This is a genomic window from Pasteurella oralis, assembly GCF_002850605.1.
Taxonomy (GTDB): domain Bacteria; phylum Pseudomonadota; class Gammaproteobacteria; order Enterobacterales; family Pasteurellaceae; genus Pasteurella; species Pasteurella oralis.
The window spans coordinates 124012-149942 of sequence record NZ_NXGB01000003.1; the positions used below are offsets into that span (position 1 = coordinate 124012).

Here is a 25931-nt window from a genome sequence, read left to right on the forward strand (position 1 = left end):
CGGTCAATTTTTTAAAAGTTTTATTTCACCGCTTGTGCGATTAAATCGCCCATTGCTTTGGTTGAAATGGGTTGGCTTTCATCGGCTAAGTCTGCGGTCCGGTGTCCTTCTACGAGGACTTTTTTCACTGCGTTTTCAATTGCTGTGGCCGCATCGTTTAAGTTAAAACTATGACGTAACATCATGGCAGCAGAAAGAATTTGTGCAATTGGATTAGCAATACCTTTGCCTGCAATGTCAGGTGCTGAACCACCAGCAGGCTCATATAGACCAAATCCTTGTTCATTAAGACTAGCAGAAGGCAACATCCCCATCGAACCTGTGATCATGGCACATTCATCTGAGATGATGTCACCAAAGATATTTGAACACAGTAAAACATCAAAAAATTCAGGTTGTTTGATCAATTGCATAGTCGCATTGTCAATATAGATATGATCTAGTTTCACTTTTGGGTAATCTTTTGCGACTTCAGTGACGACTTCACGCCATAATACGGAGCTAATTAATACGTTAGCTTTATCAACTGACGTGACGTGTTTGCTCCTTTTCATCGCGGTGTCAAAAGCAACACGAGCAATACGTTCAATTTCATAACGGTGATACACTTCTGTATCAAAGGCTTTTTCAGTAGCTCCTTCGCCTTCACGGCCTTTTGGTTGACCAAAATAAATGCCACCTGTTAATTCTCGTACAGTCACCATATCAAAGCCTTTCGCTGCAATATCGGCACGTAATGGACAGAATTTCTCTAAACCTTGATAAAGTGTGGCTGGGCGTAAATTACAAAATAACGCAAAGTGTTTACGTAATGGTAATAATGCTCCACGTTCAGGTTGTTGAGTTGGTGGTAGATTTTCCCATTTCGGACCACCAACTGAGCCAAACAAAATTGCATCACTTTCTTCGCAGCCTTTTAACGTAGCCTCTGGTAGTGGTGTAGCATGGCGATCAATCGCAATTCCACCTACATCAAACATGCGGTAGTTTAATTTGAAATGGTATTTTTGTTGAACAACATCTAATACTTTAATGGCTTCTGCCATGATTTCTGGACCAATTCCGTCACCGCTTAAGACGGCGATATTGAATGTTTGCATTTAGGATTCCTTTGTTTTTTGATTAAACTTGATTGTCTTAAGCTTGTTTATTTGCTTTGTGTTATTTGCTACTTTTCTTTGTTTTGTCAAAGAAAAATAACCATAAAGAAAGATAACCCTGCTAAGTTTTTTTCCCCTCTTTCTATTCACATTTTTTGACGAGAAGTTTAGAACTCACCAACCTCGTTAGTTCAAACAGGCTAAATTTTCTTAAAAATATGAATTCCATTCAGTGGTTTAGAAGGAAAACCATCACACTACTGCAAAAGTGTGGTGTTTTTTTATACACTTGCAATTTTATGTAATTTTAAATCTGCTACTTTTTGTGAACGATAAATCGCATTGATGGCATGGATTAATGCTCTAGCGGAGGATTCGACAATATCTGTTGCTAAACCAACACCGTGAAAGCGTCTGCCATCGTGTTCGACTACAATGTCTACTTGCCCTAAAGCTTCTGCACCTTCACCTTTAGCTGTTAAATTGTAGTTCAACATTTTTATCTCTAGGCCTGTGATCGCCAAAATCGCATTGTAAACTGCATCCACTGGACCATTTCCACCGTTTGATACTTGACTGACTTTCTTACCATCTAATTCAACTTGCACAAATGCCGAAGCAGGTAAGTGGCTAATACATTGTGAAGTGATCACATCTAAGGTTAAGCGATCTTCGTCGCCTTGCTGCATGTCGATAAATGCTAATGCTTCTAAATCGTAATCAAAAACCTGACCTTTTTTATCCGCCAATTTTAAGAAGGCTTGGTAAAGTTTATCTAAATTATAGTCACTTTCTTGATAACCCATTGTTTCCATATGACTTTTTACTGCTGCGCGCCCAGAACGGGCAGTTAAGTTTAATTGTTCTTTTTTCAAGCCAATACTCTCTGGAGATAAAATTTCGTAAGTATTTTTATGTTTTAGCATACCGTCTTGATGGATGCCCGATGAATGTGCAAACGCGTTAGAACCCACGATAGCTTTATTTGGCTGGATTGGCATGTTGCATAGTTGACTCACCATTTGGCTAACACGATGAATCTCTTGAGTATTAATTTTACTATCTAATCCCTTGAATATATCTTGACGAGTTTTGATTGCCATCACGACTTCTTCTAATGCCGTATTACCTGCACGTTCGCCAATACCGTTAATCGTACATTCGATTTGTCTTGCACCATATTGCACCGCTGTTAAGGAGTTTGCTGTTGCCATACCTAAGTCGTTATGGCAATGCACTGAAACAATTGCTTTATCGATATTGGGTACACGGTTCATCACATTATGAATAATGTCGCCAAATTGGGTTGGTAAAGTGTAACCTACTGTATCAGGGATATTGATGGTTGTTGCACCAGCATTAATAGCAGCCTCAACAATACGACAGATATTATCAACGCCAGTACGCCCCGCATCTTCACAAGAAAATTCAACATCATCAGTATAATTTCTGGCACGTTTTACTGCCTGAATTGCCATATCCACCACATCATCAAAAGTACGACGTAATTTGCTCTCTACATGTAATGCTGAGGTTGCAATGAAGGTATGAATACGAAATGCTTCTGCAACTTTTAAGGCTTCAGCAGCAGCATCAATATCTTTATCTACAGCACGAGATAATGCACAAACACGACTATTTTTAATATGGCGCGCAATAGTCTGTACAGATTCGAAGTCTCCTGCCGAAGAAACGGGGAAGCCGACTTCCATTATATCAACGCCTAAACGCTCTAACGCTAACGCAATTTGTAATTTTTCTTTTACTGTTAAGCTGGCTTTTAAGGCTTGCTCACCGTCACGTAATGTTGTATCGAAAATGATGATATTATTGTTTGCCATGTTGTGTTCCTTACGTTTAGTTTTTTGACTAAAGTGCGGTGTGTTTTTAGAAAATTTCGATAAAAAAACCCGCCTATTTAGTGCGGGTCAAATTGATTGGATTTTTTGTTTACTGTTTTTTATCCACAACTTAGCCGCACAACTGAGGTGAGAGCAGAAGATTGAGTGATAAAGAAACAATATTGCACATAAAATCAAACCATTATTGGAAACTGGATGTTTCTCATCTTACTGATAAAAAACGGGCTGTCAAATAAAAATTTGGTATTTAATTTGCTTTTTAGTGCATTTATTATAATTTCATTAGTGTTAAATTCTAATTGTTTTTTAATTTTTGAATTTTAATTCTGTTATTTTGGTTGTGGATGCAGTTTTGTACTAGCTTTTGTTTAGATAAGATACAAAATATTTGTTTTTTATTTTTACAAAAAATTAACAAAAAGTACGGTCAAAATGTTATATTTTTTGACCGTACTTTTAACAACGATGAAAATGAGTAGACATTATTGGAATGTATTACATTGGTTCGGATCACCTGTATTTAAACCACGTTTAAACCATTGTAAACGTTGTGCTGAAGTGCCATGAGTAAAGCTATCTGGTACAACATAACCTTGGCTGCGTTTTTGTAAACGATCGTCACCAACTGCCTCGGCAGCATTAAAGGCTTTTTCGATATCACCACTTTCAAATAAACCTGTTTTCGCTGCTTGGTGTCCCCACACCCCAGCAAAGCAGTCTGCTTGTAATTCTAATTTGACTGATAAGCGGTTCGCTTCGCTTTGGTTTGTTTGTTGACGTAGACGGTTGACTTGTGGAAGGATACCTAATTGATTTTGAATATGGTGTCCGACTTCATGGGCAATGACATAAGCGAAAGCTGCTTCACCACCGGCACCAAGCTTATGTTTCATGTCACTATAAAAGGATAAATCAAGATATACTTTGTTATCATTTGGGCAGTAAAATGGTCCGATCGCGGATTGTCCTGTGCCACAAGCAGTATGAGTAACACCGTTATATAACACCATAATAGGTGCTTGATAGCGTTGATTGTGACGAGCAAAATAGTTATCCCACACAATTTCTGTGTCAGCCAGTACTACGCGAGATAAGCTATTTAGTTCTTGTTCTTCTTGTTGATTAAGAGCAGAAGACTGCTGTAAACCAAGATCTGGTGTACCGACTAAGCCTGATAAATCAATACCATAATAGGCACTAATAAGGAGGATAATTAAGCCTAGAATGCCCGATTTTTTACCTCCACCATGACCTACTGCGGAACGCCTATCTTCCACATTTGTACTTTCTCTACGACCACGCCAACGCATGTGAATACCCTTTCATTGAATTTAAAACTAATATTCTAGCGCAAATTGCTTAAAGTGCAGTCAAATTTAAGAAAGAATTTTCAAATAGTGTAAATATTCTGCTTAACAATGGACTTCATCAAATTATTTAGTTAAGGTGGTTGACGAGTATTTAATAACAATGAGGAATTTAATATGGGATTATTTGATTTCGTTGGTGAGATTGGTCGTAAACTATTTTCAAAAAAAGAAGATGCTGCTGATGCAGTTGCTCAGCATATCAAAGAAGACAACCCAGGCATTGAAGATGTTGTTGTGAAAGTCGAAGAGGGTGTTGCAATTATTGAAGGCACAGTCGATTCAGCGAGCGTGTTAGAGAAAGTGATATTGATGGCTGGTAATGTTGCAGGTATTACGGAAGTGAAAGTCGATAATGTGACCATTAAAAATGGTGAACGTTTAGCGGGTGAAGATGAATTTTATGTGATTCAAAAGGGTGACACGTTGTGGAAAATTGCGGAAAAAACTTATGGCAATGGCACAAAATATACCGCGATTGTTGAGGCTAATAAAGAAGTCATCAAAGATGCTGATAAAATTTTTCCAGGACAAAAAATCCGCTTACCAAAAGCGCTGTAATCAGTCAGTAAACATGAGAAAGGAAAGCCCTCAATGCTTTCCTTTTTATTTTAGTTCAAAAAATGTACAAATATACGTTTTTGTTCGGCATTTTCTCGACTGATGTGTTTTATCTCGTTATAATTCGTCGGTTATTTTTAACTTTAATTTTTACTAACGTGTTCGGTGTGTGCGTTCGCCGAGTGCAAATTCATTTTGAGGTAATATAATGTCATTTACTATTGAAACAACTCAAGGTCTTGAGCGTCGTGTTCAAATCACCGTTCCATCTGACACTGTTGAAAGCGCAGTACGTGAAGAATTAAAACGTGTTGCAAAAACTGCGCGCGTTGATGGTTTCCGTAAAGGTAAAGTACCACCACACATTATTGAAAAACGTTTTGGACCATCTGTCCGTCATGATGTATTGGGCGAATTATTACAAAGCCACTTTTTCAATGTAATGATTGAACAAAAAGTTAATTTAGCGGGTCGCCCGTCTTTTGCAGTTGAGCAGTTTGAAGCAGGTAAAGATTTAGTTTTCACTGCTACTTTTGAAGTGTATCCAGAAGTTGAATTAAAAGGTTTAGAACAAATCAAAGTAGAAAAACCAGTTGTTGAAATTACGGATGCAGATATCGAAAAAATGATCGAAGTATTACGTAAACAACAAGCAACTTGGGCAGAAAATACTGATGCGGCTAAAGCAGAAGATCGCGTTGTGATCGATTTCGTTGGTTCTGTTGATGGTGAAGAATTTGAAGGTGGTAAAGCAGAAGACTTTACTTTATTCATGGGTCAAGGTCGCATGATCCCAGGTTTTGAAGAAGGTATCGTTGGTCATAAAGCAGGTGAACAATTTGATATCAATGTGACATTCCCAGAGGAATACCATGCTGAAAACTTAAAAGGTAAAGCAGCTAAATTTGCAATTAATTTGAAAAAAGTTGAAGTGATGGTATTACCTGAGTTAACAAATGAGTTCGTAGCGAAATTTGGTCCAAATACGAAAACTATCGATGATTTACGTAATGAAATTCGCAAAAATATGCAGCGTGAATTAAAAAATGCATTAACAGCTAAAGTAAAAGGTCAAGTTATTGATGGTTTACTCGAGCAAAATGTCATTGAAGTACCTGCTGCTGCAGTAGAACAAGAAATCGAAGTATTACGTGGTCAAGCTGCACAACGTTTTGGTGGTAACAATGAACAAGCCGCACAATTACCGCGTGAGTTATTTGAAGAACAAGCGAAACGCCGCGTGCAAGTTGGTTTATTATTAGCAGAAGTCATTGCATCTAACGAATTAAAAGTGGATGAAGCTCGTGCAAAAGCAATGATCGAAGAAATTGCTTCTGCTTATGAACAGCCAGCTGAAGTTATTGAATATTACAGCAAAAATAAAGAGTTAATGAATAATATTCGTAACGTTGTATTAGAGGAACAAGCTGTTGATGCAGTACTTGCACAAGCACAAGTGACTGAAAAAGCTGCTTCTTTTGATGAAGTGATGAATACACAAGCATAATTTATTAGTGTTTTAAACAATTAATTTTTGCGTGATTAAGTGCGGTCAGAATTTTAATAATTTTGACCGCACTTTTTTATCGCGATAAGAAATATTCGAGTTAGAAAAATTTGAATTTTCAGGTAGAATAACTGAATGCATTAAATTTTATTAAATTGGATTGAAAGAGGTAAATATGAGTGTAATTCCTATGGTTGTAGAGCAAACCTCAAGAGGTGAACGTTCTTACGATATTTATTCGCGTTTATTGAAAGAACGAGTCATTTTCTTAAGTGGCGAAGTAGAAGACCGTATGGCTAATTTAATTGTCGCTCAGTTGTTATTTTTAGAATCAGAAGATCCAGAGAAAGATATCAATATTTATATTAATTCGCCGGGTGGTTCTGTCACCGCAGGGATGGCAATTTACGATACTATGCAATTTGTTAAACCTGATATTCGAACACTTTGTGTTGGGCAAGCCTGTTCAATGGGTGCATTTTTGTTAGCGGGTGGTACAGCAGGTAAGCGTATTGCGCTACCTAATGCTCGAGTCATGATTCACCAGCCCCTCGGTGGTTTCCGTGGTCAAGCATCAGACATTCAAATCCATGCACAAGAAATTCTAAAAATCAAACATACTTTGAATGAGCGTTTAGCATTTCATACTGGTCAAAGCATTGAACGTATTGAACGCGATACAGATCGTGATAATTTCATGTCAGCAGAAGAAGCGAAATTATATGGTTTAGTTGATGAAGTGTTAGAAAAACGATAAGAATTTAGGATACAAAATGGAAAAAGACACTGAATTACATTGTTCTTTTTGTGGTAAAGAGCAAAAAGAGGTCAGTAAATTAATTGCAGGTACTTCGGGTTATATTTGTAATGAATGTATTGAGTTGTGCCATCATATGCTGTTATCAGATGAAACAGAAGAAACAAGCTCAGAAAGTGTAGAACAACAAAAGCTACCAACACCACATGAAATTCGGGCACATTTAGATGGTTATGTGATTGGGCAAGATTACGCAAAGAAGGTGTTAGCTGTAGCGGTATATAATCACTATAAGCGTTTACGTTCTGATAAAAAAATTACCGATGTGGAACTTGGTAAAAGTAACATTTTGTTAATTGGACCAACAGGAAGCGGTAAAACCTTATTAGCCGAAACAATGGCTCGTATGTTAAATGTTCCTTTTGCCATGGCTGATGCAACAACATTAACTGAAGCAGGTTATGTTGGTGAAGATGTTGAGAATGTATTACAGAAATTAGTACAAAGCTGTGATTATGATGTAGAGCGTGCAGAGCAAGGTATTATTTATATTGATGAGGTTGATAAGATCACGCGTAAATCTGAGAATCCCTCTATTACACGTGATGTGTCAGGTGAAGGTGTACAACAAGCTTTATTAAAATTAATTGAAGGTACGGTTGCATCAATTCCGCCACAAGGTGGTCGTAAACATCCGCAGCAAGAAATGTTACGAGTGGATACGTCAAAAATTTTATTTATCTGCGGTGGTGCATTTGCGGGCTTAGATAAAGTCATTGAAAAACGGGTACATGTGGGTTCTGGCATTGGCTTTAGCGCTGAGGTTAAAGGTAAGCAAGATAAAGCCACGTTAAGTCAATTATTTGAGCAGGTAGAGCCAGATGATTTAATGAAATTTGGCTTAATTCCTGAATTCATCGGTCGTTTACCTGTAGTCGCGCCACTTGCTGAATTAGATGAAGACGCGTTAGTGAAAATTTTAACTGAGCCGAAGAATGCATTAATTAAGCAATATCAAGCGTTATTTGGTTTAGAAAACGTGGAATTAGAATTTACACCACAGGCTCTAACCGCGATGGCGAAGAAAGCCTTAGAACGTAAAACTGGGGCAAGGGGATTACGCTCTATTGTTGAAGCAATCTTGTTAGACACTATGTATGACTTGCCTTCTTTGGAAAATCTGAATAAGGTGATTGTGGAAGAAAGTACAATTACTGAAAAACAGCCGCCAAAGCTAGAATATAAAAATTAATCATTCAATCAAATAAAAGTGCGGTTAATTTCACCGCACTTTTTGTTTATTCACTTGATTTATTAAAAATTATCCTCATATTAGACAAAATGTCCTAATTTAACTAAGAGAGTTCGGAATGAGCGTCAAAAAACAGAAACAAACCATTCCAGTGTTACCATTGCGTGATGTCGTCGTCTTTCCTTATATGGTGATGCCATTATTTGTCGGTAGAGCAAAATCAATTCGTAGTCTTGATGAAGCAATGGAAACTGGTAAGCAATTATTATTAGTTTCACAAAAGCAAGCCGATTTAGAAGAACCGACCATAGATGATGTTTATGATGTTGGTACTGTAGCAAATATTATTCAGTTATTGAAATTGCCTGATGGTACAGTCAAAGTATTAGTCGAAGGGCAGCAGCGTGCCAAAATTAACCATTTGGAAGATAATGGCGAGTTTTTCTGTGCAGAAATTAAGCCAATTGAAACAGAATTTGGTGATGATAAAGAACTTGCTGTAGTTAAGAAAGCCACGTTAGCTGAATTTGAAAAATATGCGAAGTTAAATAAAAAGGTGCAACCAGATGTGCATTCAGCGTTAGAACGTATTGATGAATTTGATCGTTTAAGTGACACTTTGGCAGCACATATGCCAGTAGCAGTGAAACATAAGCAAAAAGTGTTAGAAATTCCAAATGTCGTTGCACGTTTTGAGTATTTGCTTGGTTTAATGGAATCAGAAACAGATTTATTACGGGTTGAAAAACGTATTCGTGGTCGCGTAAAAGAGCAAATGGAAAAAACACAGCGTGACTACTATTTGAATGAGCAAATTAAAGCGATTCAAAAAGAGCTTGGTGAAACGGATAGTGTTGATGAAATTGAACAGCTTCGTCAAAAAATTGAAGAAGCGAAAATGCCTGCGGAAGCAAAAGAAAAAACAGAGGCAGAACTACAGAAATTAAAAATGATGTCACCAATGTCTGCTGAAGCTACAGTAGTACGTAGTTACATTGATTGGATGATACAAGTTCCTTGGAACAAACGTACAAAAGTGAAAAAGGATCTTGCTAAAGCACAGCAAGTATTAGATGCCGATCATTATGGCTTAGAGCGTGTCAAAGAGCGCATTTTAGAATATCTCGCAGTACAAACGCGTTTAAATCAAATCAAGGGTCCTATTTTATGTTTAGTCGGACCACCAGGCGTGGGTAAAACCTCATTGGGGCAATCTATTGCACAAGCAACGGGACGTAAATATGTACGCATGGCATTAGGTGGTGTGCGTGATGAGGCGGAAATTCGAGGTCACCGTAAAACGTATATTGGCGCTTTGCCGGGTAAATTGATTCAAAAAATGGCAAAAGTAGGGGTAAAAAACCCATTATTCTTGCTTGATGAAATCGATAAAATGAGTTCAGATATGCGTGGTGATCCTGCTTCTGCCTTATTAGAAGTACTTGATCCAGAGCAAAATACTACATTTAACGATCACTATTTAGAAGTGGATTATGATTTATCCGATGTGATGTTTGTGGCAACTTCAAATTCAATGCGCATTCCTGCGCCATTGTTAGATCGTATGGAAGTTATTCGTCTTTCTGGCTATACCGAAGATGAAAAATTGAATATTGCGACACGTCATTTATTGGCAAAGCAAATGGAGCGTAACGGCTTAAAAGCAGGTGAGCTTGAGATTGAAGAGAGTGCAATTCTCGATATTATCCGCTATTACACACGTGAAGCTGGTGTGCGTAGTCTTGAACGTGAGATTTCAAAAATCTGCCGTAAAGCAGTGAAGAACTTATTATTAGATAAGAAGTTGAAATCAATCAAAGTGAATACTCTCAATTTAGCTGAATTTTTAGGTGTGAAGCGTTTTGAATTTGGTCGTGCGGATACACAAAATCGTGTGGGAGAAGTAACAGGGTTAGCTTGGACAGAAGTTGGTGGGGATTTACTCACTATTGAAACGGCATCCGTGCTTGGTAAAGGTAAGTTAACTTACACGGGTTCATTAGGCGATGTCATGAAAGAATCAATCCAAGCAGCAATGACAGTCGTACGAGCAAGAGCAGAAAAATTAGGTATTGCTTCTGATTTCCATGAAAAACGTGATATTCATATTCACGTACCAGAAGGCGCTACGCCAAAAGATGGTCCAAGTGCTGGTATTGCAATGTGTACAGCGTTAGTGTCTTGCTTAACAGGTAACCCAGTGAAAGCTGATGTCGCAATGACTGGTGAAATTACATTGCGTGGAAAAGTATTACCAATTGGTGGACTAAAAGAAAAATTATTAGCTGCACATCGTGGCGGTATTAAAACTGTGATTATTCCGAAAGAGAATGTAAAAGATCTTGAGGATATTCCAGATAATGCAAAAAATAATTTAACTATTCACGCAGTGGAAACGATTGATGAAGTGTTAACTATTGCATTAGAAAACGCACCAACAGGAGTTGAGTTTGTGAAGCTTTCACCAGTGAGTGCGGCAAAAGCAGTACGTAAAAGCCGTTCAACTTCACGTAAAAGTGCGGTCAATTAATTGATACTTTTGTAAATTAAGCCAAGTTGTTATGATTTGGCTTAATTTTATTTTGCCCGTGCGAATAGAGGGACTTTCTATTATAATCGTAGGCATTTTCTGTTGATTAAAATAATATTTATAGGATAACGACAATGTTAATTGAAAAACTTCACAGTATGACAAGCAGTTGGGTATCAAAGTTACTGCTGGGTATCATTGCTGTCGCTTTCGTGCTAAGTGGTGTGACAGGCTATGTGTTTACTCGTGTGGATACATCTGCAGTAAAAGTAAATGGCGAGGAAATTTCACAGCAAACTTTTTATCAACGCTATGAGTCGGAGTCAGAACGTTTGAGACAACAACTTGGTGCTCAATTTGCCGCATTATCAGGTTCACCAGAATTTATTGCTGGTTTAAGACAAAGTGTATTAAATAATTTAATCAACCAAGAATTATTGCGTCAGTATGCAGATGATTTAAAAATTGGTATTAGTGACGAACGTATCAAACAACAAATTGTCACCAGCCAAATTTTCCAAACAGAGGGTAAATTTGATAACAATCTATACCAGAGAATGTTGCAATTAAATGGGTTCACTGCGGATGCTTATGCCAATATTGTGCGTGAGGCATTACGTTTAGAGCAATTACAAACAGGATTAGCAGAAAGTGAGTTTATTGTACCTGCCCAACAAGCACAGTTGACAGAATTATTTTTTCAAGCGCGTAAAGTGCGTTTAGCACCGTTTTCAGTAGAAGATGTGATGGCAAAGCAAAGTGTATCTGAAGAAGAAATTAAAGCCTATTATGAAGCAAATAAAAGTGCATTTTTAGTGCCAGAATTAGCGAAAGTACAATACATCACCTTGACCAGAGCAGATGTCGAGAAAAATATCCAAGTTTCTGATGTAGAAATTGCACAATATTATCAAGACAATAAAGCACTTTATGTTTCACAAGGTCAGCAACGTTTATCTCATATCCAAGTCGCCACAGAAGAAGAAGCACAAGCAATTTATAAAGAATTACAAGATGGTGCAAATTTTGCTGGTTTAGCCGGTGCGCGCTCTTTAGATAAAATTTCAGCACAAAATGGTGGTGATTTAAGTTGGGCTAGTGCCGGAACATTCCCAAAAGCTTTTGAAGACGCGGCAGATGTGTTGGCTGTGGGTCAATATAGTCAACCAGTGAAAGTCGATAATCACTATCACATTATCTTAGTCACAGAACGTAAAGAAGCTTCAGCTTTACCATTAGAAGTAGTAAAAACGCAAATTGCGGATCAAATTCGTCAAAATTTAGTAAATAATCAATATTATTCGATTGAAAAACAAATTGCTGAAAAAGCATTTGAGCATCCAGAAGGTTTAGAAAAAGCAGCAGAAGTGGCGGGTTTACAAATTCAACAAACGGATTATTTCTCTGCAAATGATGTGCCTGCTGAGTTAAATTATCCAAATGTGGTGGCTGCGGTATTCCACTCTGATATTTCACAAGGTGGTGTGAACTCTGAACCGATGAATGTTGGTGAGCAGCATGCGGTAGTAGTTCGTGTATTAGAACATAAAGCAGAAGGGACTAGAACATTAGAAGAGGCTAAAGCCGATATTACTGCGTATTTAACGCGTCAAAAAGCAGAAGAAATTGTGCTGGCTGAAGCATCTAAAGCCGCTGAAGTATTACGTACTGATTCTAAAGCCGCATTACCTGCAGGTATTCATTTTGCCGATGAAGAAAAATGGATATTTGCGGATAATCGCGATCCTGCATTAAATAATGTGATTTTCTCAATGCAGCTCAATGATGATAAGCCAAGCTATACCGCAGCAAAAGCGGGTAATGGTAATGTTGTATTGGTGGAATTAAGTGCGATTGAACATGGTGCTTTAACTGCAGCTGAAAGCGAAATCTTTACACAACAAATTGCACAAGCTCGTCAAATTGAATTACAAAATAAATTACTACAAGCTCTACGTGCTAAAGCCAAAATTGAAGTGAATGAACAATTCTTTAAACAAGCTGAAGAACAGTAATTCATGTTTATTTAAGCGCCTAGCATAATCCGCTAGGCTTTTTTGTCTCTGTGAGTGGTAAAGTGCGGTCAGTTTTGGTGAAGTTTTAAGATGATGTTGCACTGATATAGTACTCAAATCCTATCTGGATCAAGGGATACAATATACAATGTGTTTTGGATTTTAAGTCATACTTGAGTCTGATTTTAGTTATAAACGCGAATATGACATTATGACAATTTTTCTACATTGTACTTTGAACCATGCTAGAAATTTACGCTATCGACTCAAGCGATTTATTGTTCTGGCAGCCAACCTAAACCAATGGCTTTATATAATGAAATTAAGTTATTGGCTTTGGCTAATTGGTTGTCTAATAGTTTTTCTTCAAGCATGAATTGATCGAGTTTTGTTTGTAAAGTGCGATCAAATGTCTGTTCACCGTATTGAAACAGTTTCTGGCTATCGATACTTTGTCGTTGTTTAGTCGCTAAAGTTTGCGTTAATAAGTCATGCTGATGAGTAAGTGCAAATTGTAGTTGATAGCTACTGTCGACTTCCGCGAGTGCTTTCAGTAATGTTTGATCATATTGAAGTAAGGCTTGTTGTAAGCGTGCATCAGCAACTTTAATATTGGCTTGAATACGTCCGGCAGTAAAAATAGGGAGCTGAATTCCTGCACTGATAAAATTTTGCCATGCATTTAAAGTAGGTAAATCACTATCTAATTTAATTCGTCCTGTTTGCCATAAAAATTGAATATCGAATCGAGGTAATAAATCCGCTTTAGCACTGGCTAATTTTGCAGCATGGGCATTAACATTTGCTGCTTGTGCTTGAATATCAGGGCGTTGAGTCAATAAATCACTCGGATGAATTCCTTGAGGTGGTGCAGGAAGGTGGACCAGTACATCTGCTTTTTTCATTTGTGTTAGATTTAACTTGAACGTTTGAGGAACTGAACCAACTAAGATGGCAATAGCGCGCTGATATGTATCGAATTGGGCTTGCAATATTGCGCTTTTAGCTGTGATTGATTGTAATTGACTTTTTACTTCATTAAGCTCATAAGCTGTAGTTTGTCCCGCGTTAAAACGCCCAGTAACATAACGTTGTAAATCTTGTAGAGTCGTTAAGGTACGTTGTAAAAGCGCTTGTTGTTTTATGGTGTGTAAAGCTTTTAAGTAATAACTTGCAATCTCGCTAGCAATCAACATTTGGCTACCGTAAACCTGCTGTTGTGATGCGGCTACTGCAGCTTGTGCTGCATCCTCATCGCTTTGTTTTTGCCCAAAAATATCAGGTTCCCAAGCCGCACTTATACCTCCAACGCGATTTTGTGGACTCATATCAAATTGTTCAATATCTATATGCGCTTTTCCTAGATTGCCCGTTGCGGCAAGTGTTGGAAACAGTCTAGCATGTGCTAGTTGAGCAATAGCTTGCGCTTCTGCTAATTGACTTTTAGCAATAGCAATATCATAGTTGTGCACTAATCCTCGTTGAATCAAATCAACAAGCAGTGGATCTTGCCAACTTTCCCACCATTGTTGTATGGCTTGTTGACCAGAATTGATATTCGCTTGAGTATATTCGGTAGGTAATGTGATTTGCGATGGCAAATCAATTTGTGTATTTTGACAACTTGTTAAAAATGCGCTCAAAACAAGCGTAATCAACGTTTTTTGCATAATCTTTTTCCTTAGCTTTGGCGAGCGAGCATACTTCTAAAACGTAAAATAGCAATACTAATAAATAGTGCTCCCATCAATGTAATGATCAATACGCGTGGCCAAATTACAGCCATACCAGCGCCTCGAAACAACACATCTTGTCCTATGGCGATAAATTGAGTGAGTGGCGAAAACTGCATAATGTGTTGCACAATTAGAGGCATATTTTCTAGTGGAGATAAACTGCCAGAAAGCAAATAAAGTACGATATAAACAGGCAAGCAAAGTAAACTAAATTGTGGCATAGTTGGCGCATGTGTGGCGAGATAAATCCCCAGTCCTGCCATTGAGGAGAGAAAAATTGCTTCCGTTGCAATAAATAGACTAATAGAGCCATTAATAGGTACATCGATAAATTTGTGTACGACAAAATATAAAGACAGGAATGCCGCAATAAGAATGATTAAACCATTAGCCAAAATCTTTGAAATCACAATTTCACTGGCACTGACTGGCATCACTAATAAATGTTCAATCGTGCCATGTTCTCGTTCACGAATCACGGCAGCACCGACGAGAATTAACGTCAGTAATGTTGAATTCCCCGTGATTTGGGTGACGGGCATATACCATTCTGTTTTTAAATTACTGTTAAACAGGACATTTATTTTGGGGGTAATCAGCCTGGTGTCTATTGGTGTTTTAGTTAGATATTCGGTGATTTGTTGACTAATGATTTGTTGTAAATAGCTTGCTCCTACAGCCGCTTGTGACATGGCGGTGGCATCCACTAATAATTGTAATTCTGGTTGTTTATTCGCAAGTAAGTCTGCTGTGAAATTAGCTGGAATAGTCAACACAAAAATATATTCACCGCTGTCCATTGCATCATCAATTTGTTCAGGCTTGATTTCGACGACTTTGTTGAATTGTGGCGGTAACATCGCATCTTGAAAACGGAAAGAAAGTGCGCTTCGATCTTCATTTAAAATAGCAACTGAGGCATTTTTGACTTCTGTCGTAATTCCTTTTGCGATAGAGTAAATGGTGATGGTAAACATAATAATTACCAGTATGAGTAATGTAAAATCACTAAAGAAGCTGCGAATTTCTTTACCACATAAGAAATAAACATTTTTTATCCATTGTTGCATGTCATTTCTCCTGTTTTTTCAAAAGGATACAAGTTAGTGCTAAATAAATGGCAAAAAAGAGGAGTAGCACGGCGTATAAATCTAAAAAGTGGCTAAAACCTAATCCTTTAGTAAAGGCTCCTAAACTAATTAAATGATACCAACTTGTTGGAAAGCCTAATCCCATCCAATAACCAATGCCTGTAATTGTTGAACGTGGGTAAAGTAAGCCCGAAAAATTAATCGTTGGAATGATAGTGATAATGGCGGTAGCAAAAATCGCTGCAACTTGAGATTTAACAAAGGCAGAAATGAGTAAACCGAATGCTGTTGCGGCTAATACGAGGCACAGCGCACCTAAGCTCATTGCCCCAAAAGAGCCTGTCATTGGCACCTCAATGACCCAAATTACTAGCGCAACGAGCATTAAATAATTTAGCATAGCTAAAAAAACATAGGGTAGCTGTTTACCGAGTACATATTGTAAGATGCTGGCTGGTGAGCCATAGAGATTAGTAATTGAACCAATTTCTTTTTCACGTACTACGGCAAGGGCTGTCATCATAGATGGAATTAACATTAAAGTGACCATGATTAAGCCGGGAGAAATTGCATTTACGCTACGGAAAGTTTGGTTATACATAAATCGCACTTCTAAGCTAGCCACTTGTGGCAACGTAATGCTATTTTGCTGATAAAGCTGTTTTTGGTATTGGAACAGAATTTGTTGTATATAAGCAACCATATTTTCGCCAGTAAAAGGCATCGAACCATCGACATAAAAAGCAACTTCTGGCTTACGCTGCTGTAATAAATCTCGTCCAAAGTGGGGCGGAATTTCAATGATTAATCTTGCTTTGCCTGTCTTTAAAAATTCGCCCAAATTCGACCGCTCTTTGATGGGTTCAAGTGCTTTAAAATAGGCAGAGCTACTAAATTGCTCAATGAGTTGGCGACTTTCATAACTTTGATCTTGATCGAGTACGCTAAAGCTTAATTCATTGGTGTCAAAAGAAATTCCCCAGCTGCCAGTAAATAAAAGAATAATTGGACCTAAAATTGCAAAGATTAAACGGATACGATCACGGAGGATTTCTTTTCCTTCACGTAGTGCAAAGGTCCAAATGCAACTGAACCAATATAAAATGGGATGAGGAGTACTATTCTCTTGCAAGGATGTCACTTCGTTTGCTATAGGTTGATCTGGTGTTATTGTTTGTGAGATTGATTGATCAGATTGTTCTGCTAAAAAGTCGATAAAAGCTTGCTCTAAAGTGTCAGCATTACGTTGCTGGCGTAATTGTTCTGGCGTACCTACCGCTAATACTTTTCCTCGATGCATTAAAGATATACGATCACAACGTTGCGCTTCATTCATGAAATGAGTTGAGACAAAAATAGTCATTTTTTCTTCGCGTGAAAGCTGCGCTAGATATTGCCAAAACATATCACGTGCAGCTGGGTCAACACCAGACGTTGGTTCATCTAAAATTAACACTTTAGGATGGTGTAAACAGGCTGCGGCAAGTTGTAGGCGTTGGCGGATACCAAGTGATAATTGGCTGGGTAAGCTATCGGCAATATCGTCAAGTTGAAACTGAGTTAGTGCTTGATTGACTGCTTCGTGACCTCTTTTGCCTTCGAGTTCATACAGTTTGGCATGTAAGATAAGATTTTGGCGCAGCGTTAACTCTTCATAAAGTGAGAATGCTTGTGACATATAGCCCACTTGTTTACGTGTTTGCATGTTATCTGCATCAATAGGACTACCTAATAATGTGGCGCTTCCCGCTGTAACATCTAATAATCCAGTCAACATTTTCATAGTTGTGCTTTTGCCGCATCCATTTGAGCCTAAGAAACCAAAGATTTCACCTTGCGAGATTTGGAAGCTGACATTATCAACTGCAGTAAAATCGCCAAAAACTTTGGTTAATCCTTCTGCTTCAATGGCAAACGGCTGAGTTGGATCTGGCAAAAAAGGTGGAATTTGGCTTGAATCCCAGTGTGTTTGTTTAGATTCTGGTAACAATTTGATATAAGCTTGTTCAAGATTATTAGCTTGTGTTACTTTTAGTACTTGTTGTGTAGGCGCATGAATGAGAATCTGCCCTGCATCCATCGCAATTAAATATTCAAATTGTTCTGATTCTTCAATGTAAGCTGTCGCAACAACGACTGTCATACCTTGATTTTCATTGCGTAATTCATTGACTAATGTCCAAAATTGGCGACGTGATAGAGGATCAACACCTGTGGTTGGTTCATCTAAAATTAATAAATCAGGATCATGAACTAACGCACAACATAAACTGAGTTTTTGTTTCATGCCTCCGGAGAGTTTACCCGCAGCACGCTGGGCAAAAGGAGCTAATCCTGTGGCACGCAATAAACGAGTAATACGTATTTGGCGTTGTTGAGTATTTAAGCCAAAAAGACGCGCATGAAATTCGATATTTTCATAAACGGAAAGGGTTGGATAGAGATTTTTGCCTAAACCTTGTGGCATAAACGCAATCCGTTTCAATAAAGATTCGCGTTCAATCTTATTTGCTTGATTCAAACCAAAGACTTCAACGCTGCCTTGTTGAATGATTTTTACACCTGCAATAAGTGATAATAATGTTGATTTTCCGACACCATCAGGCCCGATTAACCCAACAGTACAGCCTATCGGTAGTGCCAGTGACACACGATCAAGTGCGGTCGTTTTTTGGTAAGAATGTGATACATTCACCAAGCGAATAGCATCCATTACGTACCTCTATTGTTATTTTGGTAGCTTAATTTGTAGTTCTGGTGTCCAATCGGTTGTGTTAAGACGGACAAAACCATTACCTGTCATACCGCCTTTCAGATAGTTAGCGTATTGTTGTGCAATATCAGCAGGGATTTGGAGCTTGACTTTGAACATCAATTTTTCACGTTCTGTATCCGTTTCAACAAATTTAGGGGTAAATTGTGCTTCTGCTGCAACATAGGTGACTTTAGCAGGAAAAACCGCCTCTAAACCATCAAACACAATACGTGCTTCCGTATTGAGTGGAATTTGATTTACTATTGGTGCAGGGAGGAATAAATTCATACTTGCATCAGTTAAATCTAGCAAGCTGGCGATTTTATGTCCTGCTGCAATGACATGACCATTATCGACTAATTTATATTCAACACGTCCAGCTTTAGGCGCTTTAATTTGTAAATCATTCAGCATGGAAGTGATTTGAGCGAGTTGTGCATTGGCTTGTTCAACAGCAGCTTGTGCTTCTGTCGTGGCAATTTCTAAAGCATGTAAGTTAGCTTTTGCGGCATCACGTAAGGCAATCCGCTTTTCTAATTCGGCTTGTGAGATTAATTTGTTACTTCGCAGTTGTGTTGCATTATCAACATCAAGCTGTGCAGTTTTGAGTTGCTGCTGTTGGGCTTCAATCTGTACTAACGTGCGTTTAACAGCTTGTTGTACTTGTTGTTTTCTTGCTGTGGCAGTATCGACTTGTGCTTGGATAGTGTCAGAAGAGAGTGTAGCAAGTAGGGCATCTTTTTTGACATATTCGCCTTCAGTGACGAAAACTTGTTGAATTCGTCCAGCATATAAACTAGCAACATCTAAGCGAGAAAATTCTAAACGTCCATTTGAATGGGCAAAATGAGTGGGTTCAGTACCTTGATGGTATTGATTCCAGTAGAAACCAAATCCAATGGCAATGAGAACAATCAGAACGAGTGCTTTTTTCATTACGATCCCCTTATAACTAAAGATATGTAATGTGGTGAAGATTATAACACAAATCGAATTCGAAGTGAAAAAATTGCTAGAATTTGACCGCTCTTTATGGTATAAAGCACCCCGTTATTTTGACTTTTGAAAAATAACATTGACATTTAATTTTTAACTTAGACATCACACACATATCTTGAGGGTAAATCGGGGTGCCAAACGGTCGATTTGCTTGGTATGTGGAGGCTAAACCCCAAATTTAAAAGGAAAATATTATGGCACAAGTTTCAATGCGCGATATGCTACAAGCTGGCGTTCACTTCGGTCACCAAACTCGTTACTGGAATCCAAAAATGAAACCATTCATTTTCGGACCACGCAACGGTGTACACATCATTAACTTAGAAAAAACAGTTCCTATGTTCAATGATGCGTTAGTTGAATTAACGCGTATCGCAGGTAACAACGGTAAAATCTTATTCGTTGGTACAAAACGTGCAGCAACTGAAGCAGTGAAAGCAGCAGCATTAGACTGTCAACAATATTATGTAAACCACCGTTGGTTAGGTGGTATGTTGACTAACTGGAAAACAGTTCGTCAATCAATTAGACGTTTAAAAGATTTAGAAACTCAATCTCAAGACGGTACTTTCGACAAATTAACTAAGAAAGAAGCATTAATGCGTACTCGTGAGATGGAGAAACTTGAATTAAGTCTTGGTGGTATCAAAGAGATGGGTGGTTTACCAGATGCGTTATTCGTTATCGGTGCAGATCATGAGCACATCGCAGTGAAAGAAGCAAATAACTTAGGTATTCCTGTATTTGCTATCGTTGATACTAACTCAGATCCAGATGGTGTTGATTACGTTATCCCTGGTAACGATGATGCAGCACGTGCAATTCAATTATATCTTTCAGCAGCAGCAGCGGCAGTTAAAGAAGGTCGTAATCAAAATGCTGTATCTGAAGAAAGTTTTGTTGCAGAAGCTGAGTAATTTAAGTAGATAAGGCGAAAGCCCTTATTATTAATCACAACGATTAATTGGTTAGCAGGGGGCTTGATTGAGTTCCCTGCTTTTTTATATAAAAGTGCGGTTAAAAAATTGCACAAAATAGAGTGGACAGAGGATTAAAAAATGGCTGAAATCACAGCATCATTAGTAAAAGAACTTCGTGAGCGTACTGGCGCAGGTATGATGGAATGTAAAAAAGCGTTAGTTGAGGCGAATGGTGATATTGAATTAGCAATTGACAACATGCGTAAATCAGGTCAAGCAAAAGCGGCTAAGAAAGCAGGTCGTGTAGCAGCAGAAGGTGTAATCCTTGCACGTGTTGGTGCAGGTTTCGGTGTGTTAGTTGAAATGAACTGTGAAACCGACTTCGTTGCAAAAGATGCTGGTTTCTTAGAATTAGCAAATGAAGTAGCAGATTATGCATTAGCAAACAAAGGTGTGACAATTGAAGCACTTCAAGCACAGTTCGAAGAGAAACGTGCAGCATTAGTTGCTAAAATCGGCGAAAACATGAACATTCGTCGTGTTCAATTCTTAGATGGCGATGTGGTTGGTTCATACTTACATGGTGCAAAAATTGGTGTGTTAGTTGCAGGTAAAGGTGCTGATGAAGAATTACTTAAGAAGATCGCGATGCACGTTGCAGCGAGCCGTCCAGAATTCGTAAAACCAGAAGATGTTTCTGCAGATGTAGTTGCTAAAGAACGTGAAATTCAAGTTGCTATCGCGATGGAATCAGGTAAGCCACGTGAAATTGCAGAGAAAATGGTTGAAGGTCGCATGAAGAAATTCACTGGTGAAGTTTCATTAACAGGTCAGCCATTTGTGATGGACTCATCTAAATCAGTGGGTGATTTCTTAAAAGAAAATGGTGCTGATGTAACTGGCTTTGTGCGTTTCGAAGTAGGTGAAGGTATCGAGAAAGTAGAATCAGACTTTGCAGCAGAAGTTGCAGCAATGCAAAAAATCTAATTTCTAAAATCAAGGCGAGGTAACTCGCCTTTTCTTTGTCAGAGAGATGGATATGAGCACTTACATCTCTTTTGAGAACCTGATATGAAGTGCGGTCAGAAATAACAAAAATTTGTTGCTTACAGAATCAAAAGAGGTACAAAATGAGCCAACCAATTTATAAACGAATTTTATTAAAACTCAGTGGTGAAGCATTACAAGGTGATGAAGGCTTCGGTATTGATCCTTCAATCTTAGATAGAATGGCATTAGAGATTAAAGAATTAGTTGCAATGGGCGTTGAAGTTGGGGTTGTACTTGGTGGTGGTAATTTGTTTCGTGGCGCAAAACTAGCAAAAGCAGGGATGAATCGTGTTGTGGGTGACCATATGGGTATGCTAGCAACAGTGATGAATGGACTTGCTATGCGTGACGCACTACATCGTGCAGAAGTCAATGCAAAGTTGATGTCTGCTTTTCAATTAAATGGTATTTGTGATACTTATAACTGGTCTGAAGCGATCAAAATGTTACGTGAAAAACGTGTTGTGATTTTTTCAGCAGGGACAGGTAGTCCATTTTTTACTACAGATTCTGCGGCTTGTTTACGTGGCATTGAAATTGAAGCAGATGTCGTATTGAAAGCAACTAAAGTTGATGGAGTATATAACTGTGATCCAACGAAAAACCCTGATGCAGTACTTTATCACAAACTGAATTATGCAGATGTGATTGAACAAGAACTACAAGTGATGGATTTAGCCGCATTTACTCTTGCGCGTGATCATCACATGCCAATTCGTGTGTTTAATATGGGGAAATCTGGTGCATTACGTCGTGTCATTTTAGGGGAAGTTGAAGGCACATTAATTTGTGACTAAAATGTTATCGTGATTTTTATATTAATTTAGATTAAACTTACAGCCAAGCTATTAACTCAGATTTATTGACTATAAAGAAGGAATTCTTGTGATTAATGAAATTAAAAAAGATACGCAAGCGCGTATGGAAAAAAGTTTAGAAACCTTTAAAAACCATATTTCTAAAGTACGTACAGGTCGTGCTCAACCAAGTTTACTTGATGGCATTCAAGTAGAATATTATGGTTCACCAACGCCATTACGTCAGTTAGCAAATGTCGTCGCTGAAGATGCACGTACATTAGCAGTTACGGTATTTGATCGTAGTTTAATTAGTGCTGTAGAAAAAGCGATTTTAACATCTGATTTAGGTCTGAATCCCTCATCAGCAGGTACGACTATTCGTGTACCATTACCTCCATTAACAGAAGAACGTCGTCGTGATTTAATTAAGATCGTAAAAGGTGAAGCGGAACAAGGTAAAATCGCTGTACGTAATGTGCGTCGTGATGCCAATGATCAAATCAAAGCATTGTTGAAAGATAAAGAGATCAGTGAAGATGAAGAGCGTAAAGCACAAGATGAAATTCAAAAAATCACTGATACTTATGTGAAGAAAGTTGACGAAGTATTAGCAGATAAAGAAAAAGAATTATTAGATTTTTAAGCTCTTTATTATAGATTAAAATTAAAGGCGCAGTAAGTTACTGCGTCTTTTGTTATGTTGGAAAAGAAAACAATAGAGCTAATTTAAATCAGGTTTAAATAATGAAAGTGCGGTCTAAATTTATGCAAAATAAACAAAATATCGTAGTGTTAGGATCGACAGGATCGATTGGAACAAGTACTTTATCAGTGATTGAACATAATCCTGAGAAATATCATGCTTTTGCGTTAGCTGGCGGGCGCAATGTTGAATTGATGTTCCAACAATGTTTGAAATTTCGACCGCACTTTGCTGCCCTCGATGATGAGTGTGCGGCAAAACAATTAGCCGAAAAATTAAAAGCCCATCAATGCCCAACGCAAGTTTTATCAGGTCAAACAGCTATTTGTGAACTATCCGCACATCCTGAGGTCGATATGGTAATGGCAGCGATTGTTGGTGCAGCAGGACTATTACCAACTTTATCAGCAGTGAAAGCAGGCAAGCGTGTTTTATTAGCGAATAAAGAAGCTTTAGTCACTTGTGGTCAATTATTTATTGATGAAATTCGTAATAATAAGGCGCAACTGCTACCAGTTGATAGCGAACATAATGCTATTTTTCAATCCTTACCTCCAGAGGCGCAACAACAAATTGGATTTTGCGCACTTTCTGAATTAGGTATTAGTAAAATTGTGTTAACAGGATCAGGGGGACCTTTCCGTTATATGGAATTAAGCGAGTTCGCACATATAACACCAGAACAAGCTGTCGCTCATCCAAATTGGTCTATGGGGAAGAAAATTTCGGTAGACTCTGCAACAATGATGAATAAAGGTTTGGAATATATTGAAGCGCGTTGGTTATTTAATGCTAATGCAGACGAAATAGAGGTGATTATTCATCCTCAGTCTATTATTCATTCAATGGTGCGCTATATTGATGGTAGTGTACTTGCGCAAATGGGAAATCCAGATATGCGGACTCCTATTGCTGAAACTATGGCATATCCAAATCGAATTTTTGCTGGTGTTGAAGCATTAGATTTTTATCAATTGAATGGATTGACTTTCATACAACCAGATTATCAACGCTACCCTTGCTTAAAATTAGCGATTGATGCATTTTCTGCTGGTCAATATGCAACCACTGCTATGAATGCAGCAAATGAAATTGCAGTAGAAAGCTTTTTGAACCATCAGATTAAATTTATCGAAATTGCACAAGTAAATCAGCAAGTTGTAGATAAAATTTCACCACAAAGAATTACTTGTATTGAGGATGTACTAGAAGTTGATCAAAAAGCACGGGAATTAGCAAAAACAGTAATTTTAAGTTTTTAACATCACTATCCCTTATGGTATAGTGGCGCAAAGTGCGGTCAGAAATTTGAGAATATATGATAGAACTTGATCCAAACAATATTCCACAGCATGTTGCCATTATTATGGACGGAAATGGGCGTTGGGCGAAACAAAAAGGCAAAATGCGTATTTTTGGTCATAAACATGGAATTAAAGCAGTACGAGAAGCCGTATCTTATGCTAGAAAAGTGGGAATAAAAGTCCTCACTTTATATGCATTTAGCAGTGAAAATTGGGCACGTCCAGAGCAAGAAGTAAGTGCATTAATGAGTTTATTCATGCAAGCTTTAGATCTAGAGGTGAAAAAGTTACATAATAATAATATTAAATTGAATATTCTTGGCGATGTAACAGGGTTTAGTTCTAATTTACAAAATAAGATTGCGCAAGCAGAAAAATTAACAGAAAACAATACGGCGTTAACATTAAATATTGCCGCGAATTATGGTGGATGTTGGGATATTGTGCAAGCAACACAAAATTTAGCACAACAAGTTAAAGAGAATAAAATTGATGTTTCAGATATTAGTGCAGAGTTATTGCAACGTTATTTAGTCACTAGAGAACAGCCACAAGTTGATTTGTTAATTAGAACGAGTGGTGAACAACGAATTAGTAACTTTTTATTATGGCAAATCGCTTATGCTGAATTATATTTTTCAGATGTACTTTGGCCAGATTTTAATGAAAAGGAATTTAGTAAAGCAATTATTGCTTATCAACAACGCCACCGCCGTTTTGGTGGCTCAGAATAATAAGAGGATTAAATTTTGCTTAAAGAACGTGTCTTATCTGCAATTTTTTTGATTGCAATTGTATTTGTGGCATTATTTTTCTTTTCTCCTTTCTACTTTGCTCTTGCCTTAAGTGCAGTTGTTATACTTGCTGTTTGGGAGTGGACGCAATTTGCACAGTTTAAGTTACCTTTTTGGCGTTTGGGGATTACAGGGCTTGCTGCTGCATTTTTATTTTTATGGATTTATGGCGAAAGCGATTATTTAAATGCGGGGCGAGTTTTTGAAGATTATATGCCTCTCATTCTTTTATCTTCAGTGATATGGTGGGCAGTCGCATTAGGTTTAGTGGTCAACTATCCTAAATCAGCAGCGAGTTGGGGAAAAAATAAGTTACTTCAGTTTATCTTTGCTTTTTTTACTCTTATTCCTTTTTTAGCTGCTGTATTGCGTTTACGTTTAGATCATTACATCACGGATCAATATCATGGCTTAGCACTTTTATTGTATGTCTTTATTTTAGTATGGAGTGCTGATTCAGGCGCTTATTTTGCTGGTCGTAAATTTGGTAAGCATAAACTTGCCCCTAAGGTATCACCAGGTAAAAGCTGGGAAGGCGTATTTGGAGGGTTAATTACAGCAGGTGTATTAGCCACAGTTTTCATTCAATTTACCCAACAAAGTTTGTTATCTGGTGTATCAATTCCTGCTTTTGTCGTGCTTTCTGTTGCAACTGTTGCCGTATCTATTTTAGGTGATCTGACAGAAAGCATGTTTAAACGTGAAAGTGGTATTAAAGATAGTAGTCAATTAATTCCGGGACATGGTGGAATTTTAGATCGTATTGATAGTTTAACTGCCGCAGTTCCATTCTTTGCTTATTTTTATTTTTTTGTCATTTAGTACTCA

Annotated in this window: 20 protein-coding genes; 13 read left to right on the top strand and 7 right to left on the bottom strand. The window is 37.9% G+C overall.

Features of this window, described 5'->3' with window-relative positions; translation table 11 throughout:
• Positions 1-20: 20 nt before the first annotated feature.
• The 3 genes from leuB to ypfJ form a co-directional block, all read right to left on the bottom strand.
• A complete protein-coding gene (gene leuB / locus C0975_RS04920; RefSeq protein WP_101775280.1) occupies positions 21-1100 on the bottom strand; it encodes a 3-isopropylmalate dehydrogenase in 1080 nt (359 codons plus the stop codon).
• Positions 1101-1381: 281 nt separating this feature from the next.
• Complete coding sequence (gene leuA / locus C0975_RS04925) at positions 1382-2941, bottom strand: 2-isopropylmalate synthase (RefSeq protein WP_101775281.1); 1560 nt, start codon at positions 2939-2941, stop codon at positions 1382-1384.
• Between the two features lie 503 nt (positions 2942-3444).
• Positions 3445-4272 carry a KPN_02809 family neutral zinc metallopeptidase gene (gene ypfJ / locus C0975_RS04930; protein ID WP_101775282.1) on the bottom strand — a complete coding sequence of 276 codons (828 nt, stop codon included), beginning with the start codon at positions 4270-4272 and terminating at the stop codon, positions 3445-3447.
• Positions 4273-4446: 174 nt separating this feature from the next.
• Here ypfJ and lysM point away from each other — a divergent pair, with 174 nt between their 5' ends.
• The 6 genes from lysM (at position 4447) to ppiD (ending at position 12951) form a co-directional block, all read left to right on the top strand.
• On the top strand, positions 4447-4890 hold the full coding sequence (gene lysM, locus C0975_RS04935; protein ID WP_101775283.1) for a peptidoglycan-binding protein LysM: 444 nt from the start codon (positions 4447-4449) through the stop codon (positions 4888-4890).
• 208 nt (positions 4891-5098) lie between these two features.
• A complete protein-coding gene (gene tig, locus C0975_RS04940; protein WP_101775284.1) occupies positions 5099-6397 on the top strand; it encodes a trigger factor in 1299 nt (432 codons plus the stop codon).
• 175 nt (positions 6398-6572) lie between these two features.
• Positions 6573-7154 carry an ATP-dependent Clp endopeptidase proteolytic subunit ClpP gene (clpP, locus tag C0975_RS04945; protein ID WP_101775285.1) on the top strand — a complete coding sequence of 194 codons (582 nt, stop codon included), beginning with the start codon at positions 6573-6575 and terminating at the stop codon, positions 7152-7154.
• A 16-nt stretch (positions 7155-7170) separates the two neighbouring features.
• Positions 7171-8406: an ATP-dependent protease ATP-binding subunit ClpX gene (clpX, locus tag C0975_RS04950; protein WP_101775286.1), complete on the top strand. Its 1236-nt coding sequence runs from the start codon at positions 7171-7173 to the stop codon at positions 8404-8406.
• Between the two features lie 118 nt (positions 8407-8524).
• A complete protein-coding gene (gene lon / locus C0975_RS04955) occupies positions 8525-10936 on the top strand; it encodes an endopeptidase La (protein WP_101775287.1) in 2412 nt (803 codons plus the stop codon).
• A 134-nt stretch (positions 10937-11070) separates the two neighbouring features.
• On the top strand, positions 11071-12951 hold the full coding sequence (gene ppiD, locus C0975_RS04960) for a peptidylprolyl isomerase (RefSeq protein WP_101775288.1): 1881 nt from the start codon (positions 11071-11073) through the stop codon (positions 12949-12951).
• A 275-nt stretch (positions 12952-13226) separates the two neighbouring features.
• Here the strand turns inward: ppiD and C0975_RS04965 are convergent, their stop codons facing one another.
• From C0975_RS04965 to C0975_RS04980, 4 genes are read right to left on the bottom strand one after another with little or no spacing between them, the layout of a single operon-like run.
• A complete protein-coding gene (locus C0975_RS04965) occupies positions 13227-14621 on the bottom strand; it encodes a TolC family protein (protein ID WP_101775289.1) in 1395 nt (464 codons plus the stop codon).
• Between the two features lie 11 nt (positions 14622-14632).
• A complete protein-coding gene (locus tag C0975_RS04970) occupies positions 14633-15757 on the bottom strand; it encodes an ABC transporter permease (RefSeq protein WP_101775290.1) in 1125 nt (374 codons plus the stop codon).
• A gap of 1 nt (position 15758) precedes the next feature.
• A complete protein-coding gene (gene rbbA, locus C0975_RS04975) occupies positions 15759-18491 on the bottom strand; it encodes a ribosome-associated ATPase/putative transporter RbbA (RefSeq protein ID WP_101775291.1) in 2733 nt (910 codons plus the stop codon).
• Between the two features lie 15 nt (positions 18492-18506).
• On the bottom strand, positions 18507-19469 hold the full coding sequence (locus C0975_RS04980) for an HlyD family secretion protein (protein WP_101775292.1): 963 nt from the start codon (positions 19467-19469) through the stop codon (positions 18507-18509).
• Positions 19470-19726: 257 nt separating this feature from the next.
• Between C0975_RS04980 and rpsB the strand changes: the two genes are divergently transcribed.
• The 7 genes from rpsB (at position 19727) to C0975_RS05015 (ending at position 25925) form a co-directional block, all read left to right on the top strand.
• A complete protein-coding gene (gene rpsB / locus C0975_RS04985) occupies positions 19727-20449 on the top strand; it encodes a 30S ribosomal protein S2 (protein WP_101775293.1) in 723 nt (240 codons plus the stop codon).
• Between the two features lie 141 nt (positions 20450-20590).
• Complete coding sequence (gene tsf, locus C0975_RS04990) at positions 20591-21439, top strand: translation elongation factor Ts (protein WP_101775294.1); 849 nt, start codon at positions 20591-20593, stop codon at positions 21437-21439.
• A 143-nt stretch (positions 21440-21582) separates the two neighbouring features.
• Entirely contained in the window at positions 21583-22299 is a 717-nt protein-coding gene (gene pyrH / locus C0975_RS04995) for a UMP kinase (protein ID WP_101775295.1), read from the top strand.
• 88 nt (positions 22300-22387) lie between these two features.
• Complete coding sequence (frr, locus tag C0975_RS05000; protein WP_049215235.1) at positions 22388-22945, top strand: ribosome recycling factor; 558 nt, start codon at positions 22388-22390, stop codon at positions 22943-22945.
• 122 nt (positions 22946-23067) lie between these two features.
• On the top strand, positions 23068-24267 hold the full coding sequence (gene ispC / locus C0975_RS05005) for a 1-deoxy-D-xylulose-5-phosphate reductoisomerase (RefSeq protein ID WP_101775458.1): 1200 nt from the start codon (positions 23068-23070) through the stop codon (positions 24265-24267).
• A gap of 56 nt (positions 24268-24323) precedes the next feature.
• The gene (gene uppS, locus C0975_RS05010; RefSeq protein WP_101775296.1) at positions 24324-25043 is read left to right on the top strand and encodes a polyprenyl diphosphate synthase; all 720 of its coding nucleotides are present in this window, start codon (positions 24324-24326) and stop codon (positions 25041-25043) included.
• 15 nt (positions 25044-25058) lie between these two features.
• Positions 25059-25925, top strand: coding sequence for a phosphatidate cytidylyltransferase (locus tag C0975_RS05015; protein ID WP_101775297.1), 867 nt, complete (start codon positions 25059-25061; stop codon positions 25923-25925).
• Positions 25926-25931 lie beyond the last annotated feature (6 nt).

Excerpts from the sequence above, each read along its gene's own strand:
- leuB (WP_101775280.1), bottom strand. The coding sequence starts at position 1,100 with ATGCAAACATTCAATATCGCCGTCTTAAGCGGTGACGGAATTGGTCCA.
- leuA (WP_101775281.1), bottom strand. The coding sequence starts at position 2,941 with ATGGCAAACAATAATATCATCATTTTCGATACAACATTACGTGACGGT.
- ypfJ (WP_101775282.1), bottom strand. The coding sequence starts at position 4,272 with ATGCGTTGGCGTGGTCGTAGAGAAAGTACAAATGTGGAAGATAGGCGT.
- lysM (WP_101775283.1), top strand. The coding sequence starts at position 4,447 with ATGGGATTATTTGATTTCGTTGGTGAGATTGGTCGTAAACTATTTTCA.
- tig (WP_101775284.1), top strand. The coding sequence starts at position 5,099 with ATGTCATTTACTATTGAAACAACTCAAGGTCTTGAGCGTCGTGTTCAA.
- clpP (WP_101775285.1), top strand. The coding sequence starts at position 6,573 with ATGAGTGTAATTCCTATGGTTGTAGAGCAAACCTCAAGAGGTGAACGT.
- clpX (WP_101775286.1), top strand. The coding sequence starts at position 7,171 with ATGGAAAAAGACACTGAATTACATTGTTCTTTTTGTGGTAAAGAGCAA.
- lon (WP_101775287.1), top strand. The coding sequence starts at position 8,525 with ATGAGCGTCAAAAAACAGAAACAAACCATTCCAGTGTTACCATTGCGT.
- ppiD (WP_101775288.1), top strand. The coding sequence starts at position 11,071 with ATGTTAATTGAAAAACTTCACAGTATGACAAGCAGTTGGGTATCAAAG.
- C0975_RS04965 (WP_101775289.1), bottom strand. The coding sequence starts at position 14,621 with ATGCAAAAAACGTTGATTACGCTTGTTTTGAGCGCATTTTTAACAAGT.
- C0975_RS04970 (WP_101775290.1), bottom strand. The coding sequence starts at position 15,757 with ATGCAACAATGGATAAAAAATGTTTATTTCTTATGTGGTAAAGAAATT.
- rbbA (WP_101775291.1), bottom strand. The coding sequence starts at position 18,491 with ATGGATGCTATTCGCTTGGTGAATGTATCACATTCTTACCAAAAAACG.
- C0975_RS04980 (WP_101775292.1), bottom strand. The coding sequence starts at position 19,469 with ATGAAAAAAGCACTCGTTCTGATTGTTCTCATTGCCATTGGATTTGGT.
- rpsB (WP_101775293.1), top strand. The coding sequence starts at position 19,727 with ATGGCACAAGTTTCAATGCGCGATATGCTACAAGCTGGCGTTCACTTC.
- tsf (WP_101775294.1), top strand. The coding sequence starts at position 20,591 with ATGGCTGAAATCACAGCATCATTAGTAAAAGAACTTCGTGAGCGTACT.
- pyrH (WP_101775295.1), top strand. The coding sequence starts at position 21,583 with ATGAGCCAACCAATTTATAAACGAATTTTATTAAAACTCAGTGGTGAA.
- ispC (WP_101775458.1), top strand. The coding sequence starts at position 23,068 with ATGCAAAATAAACAAAATATCGTAGTGTTAGGATCGACAGGATCGATT.
- uppS (WP_101775296.1), top strand. The coding sequence starts at position 24,324 with ATGATAGAACTTGATCCAAACAATATTCCACAGCATGTTGCCATTATT.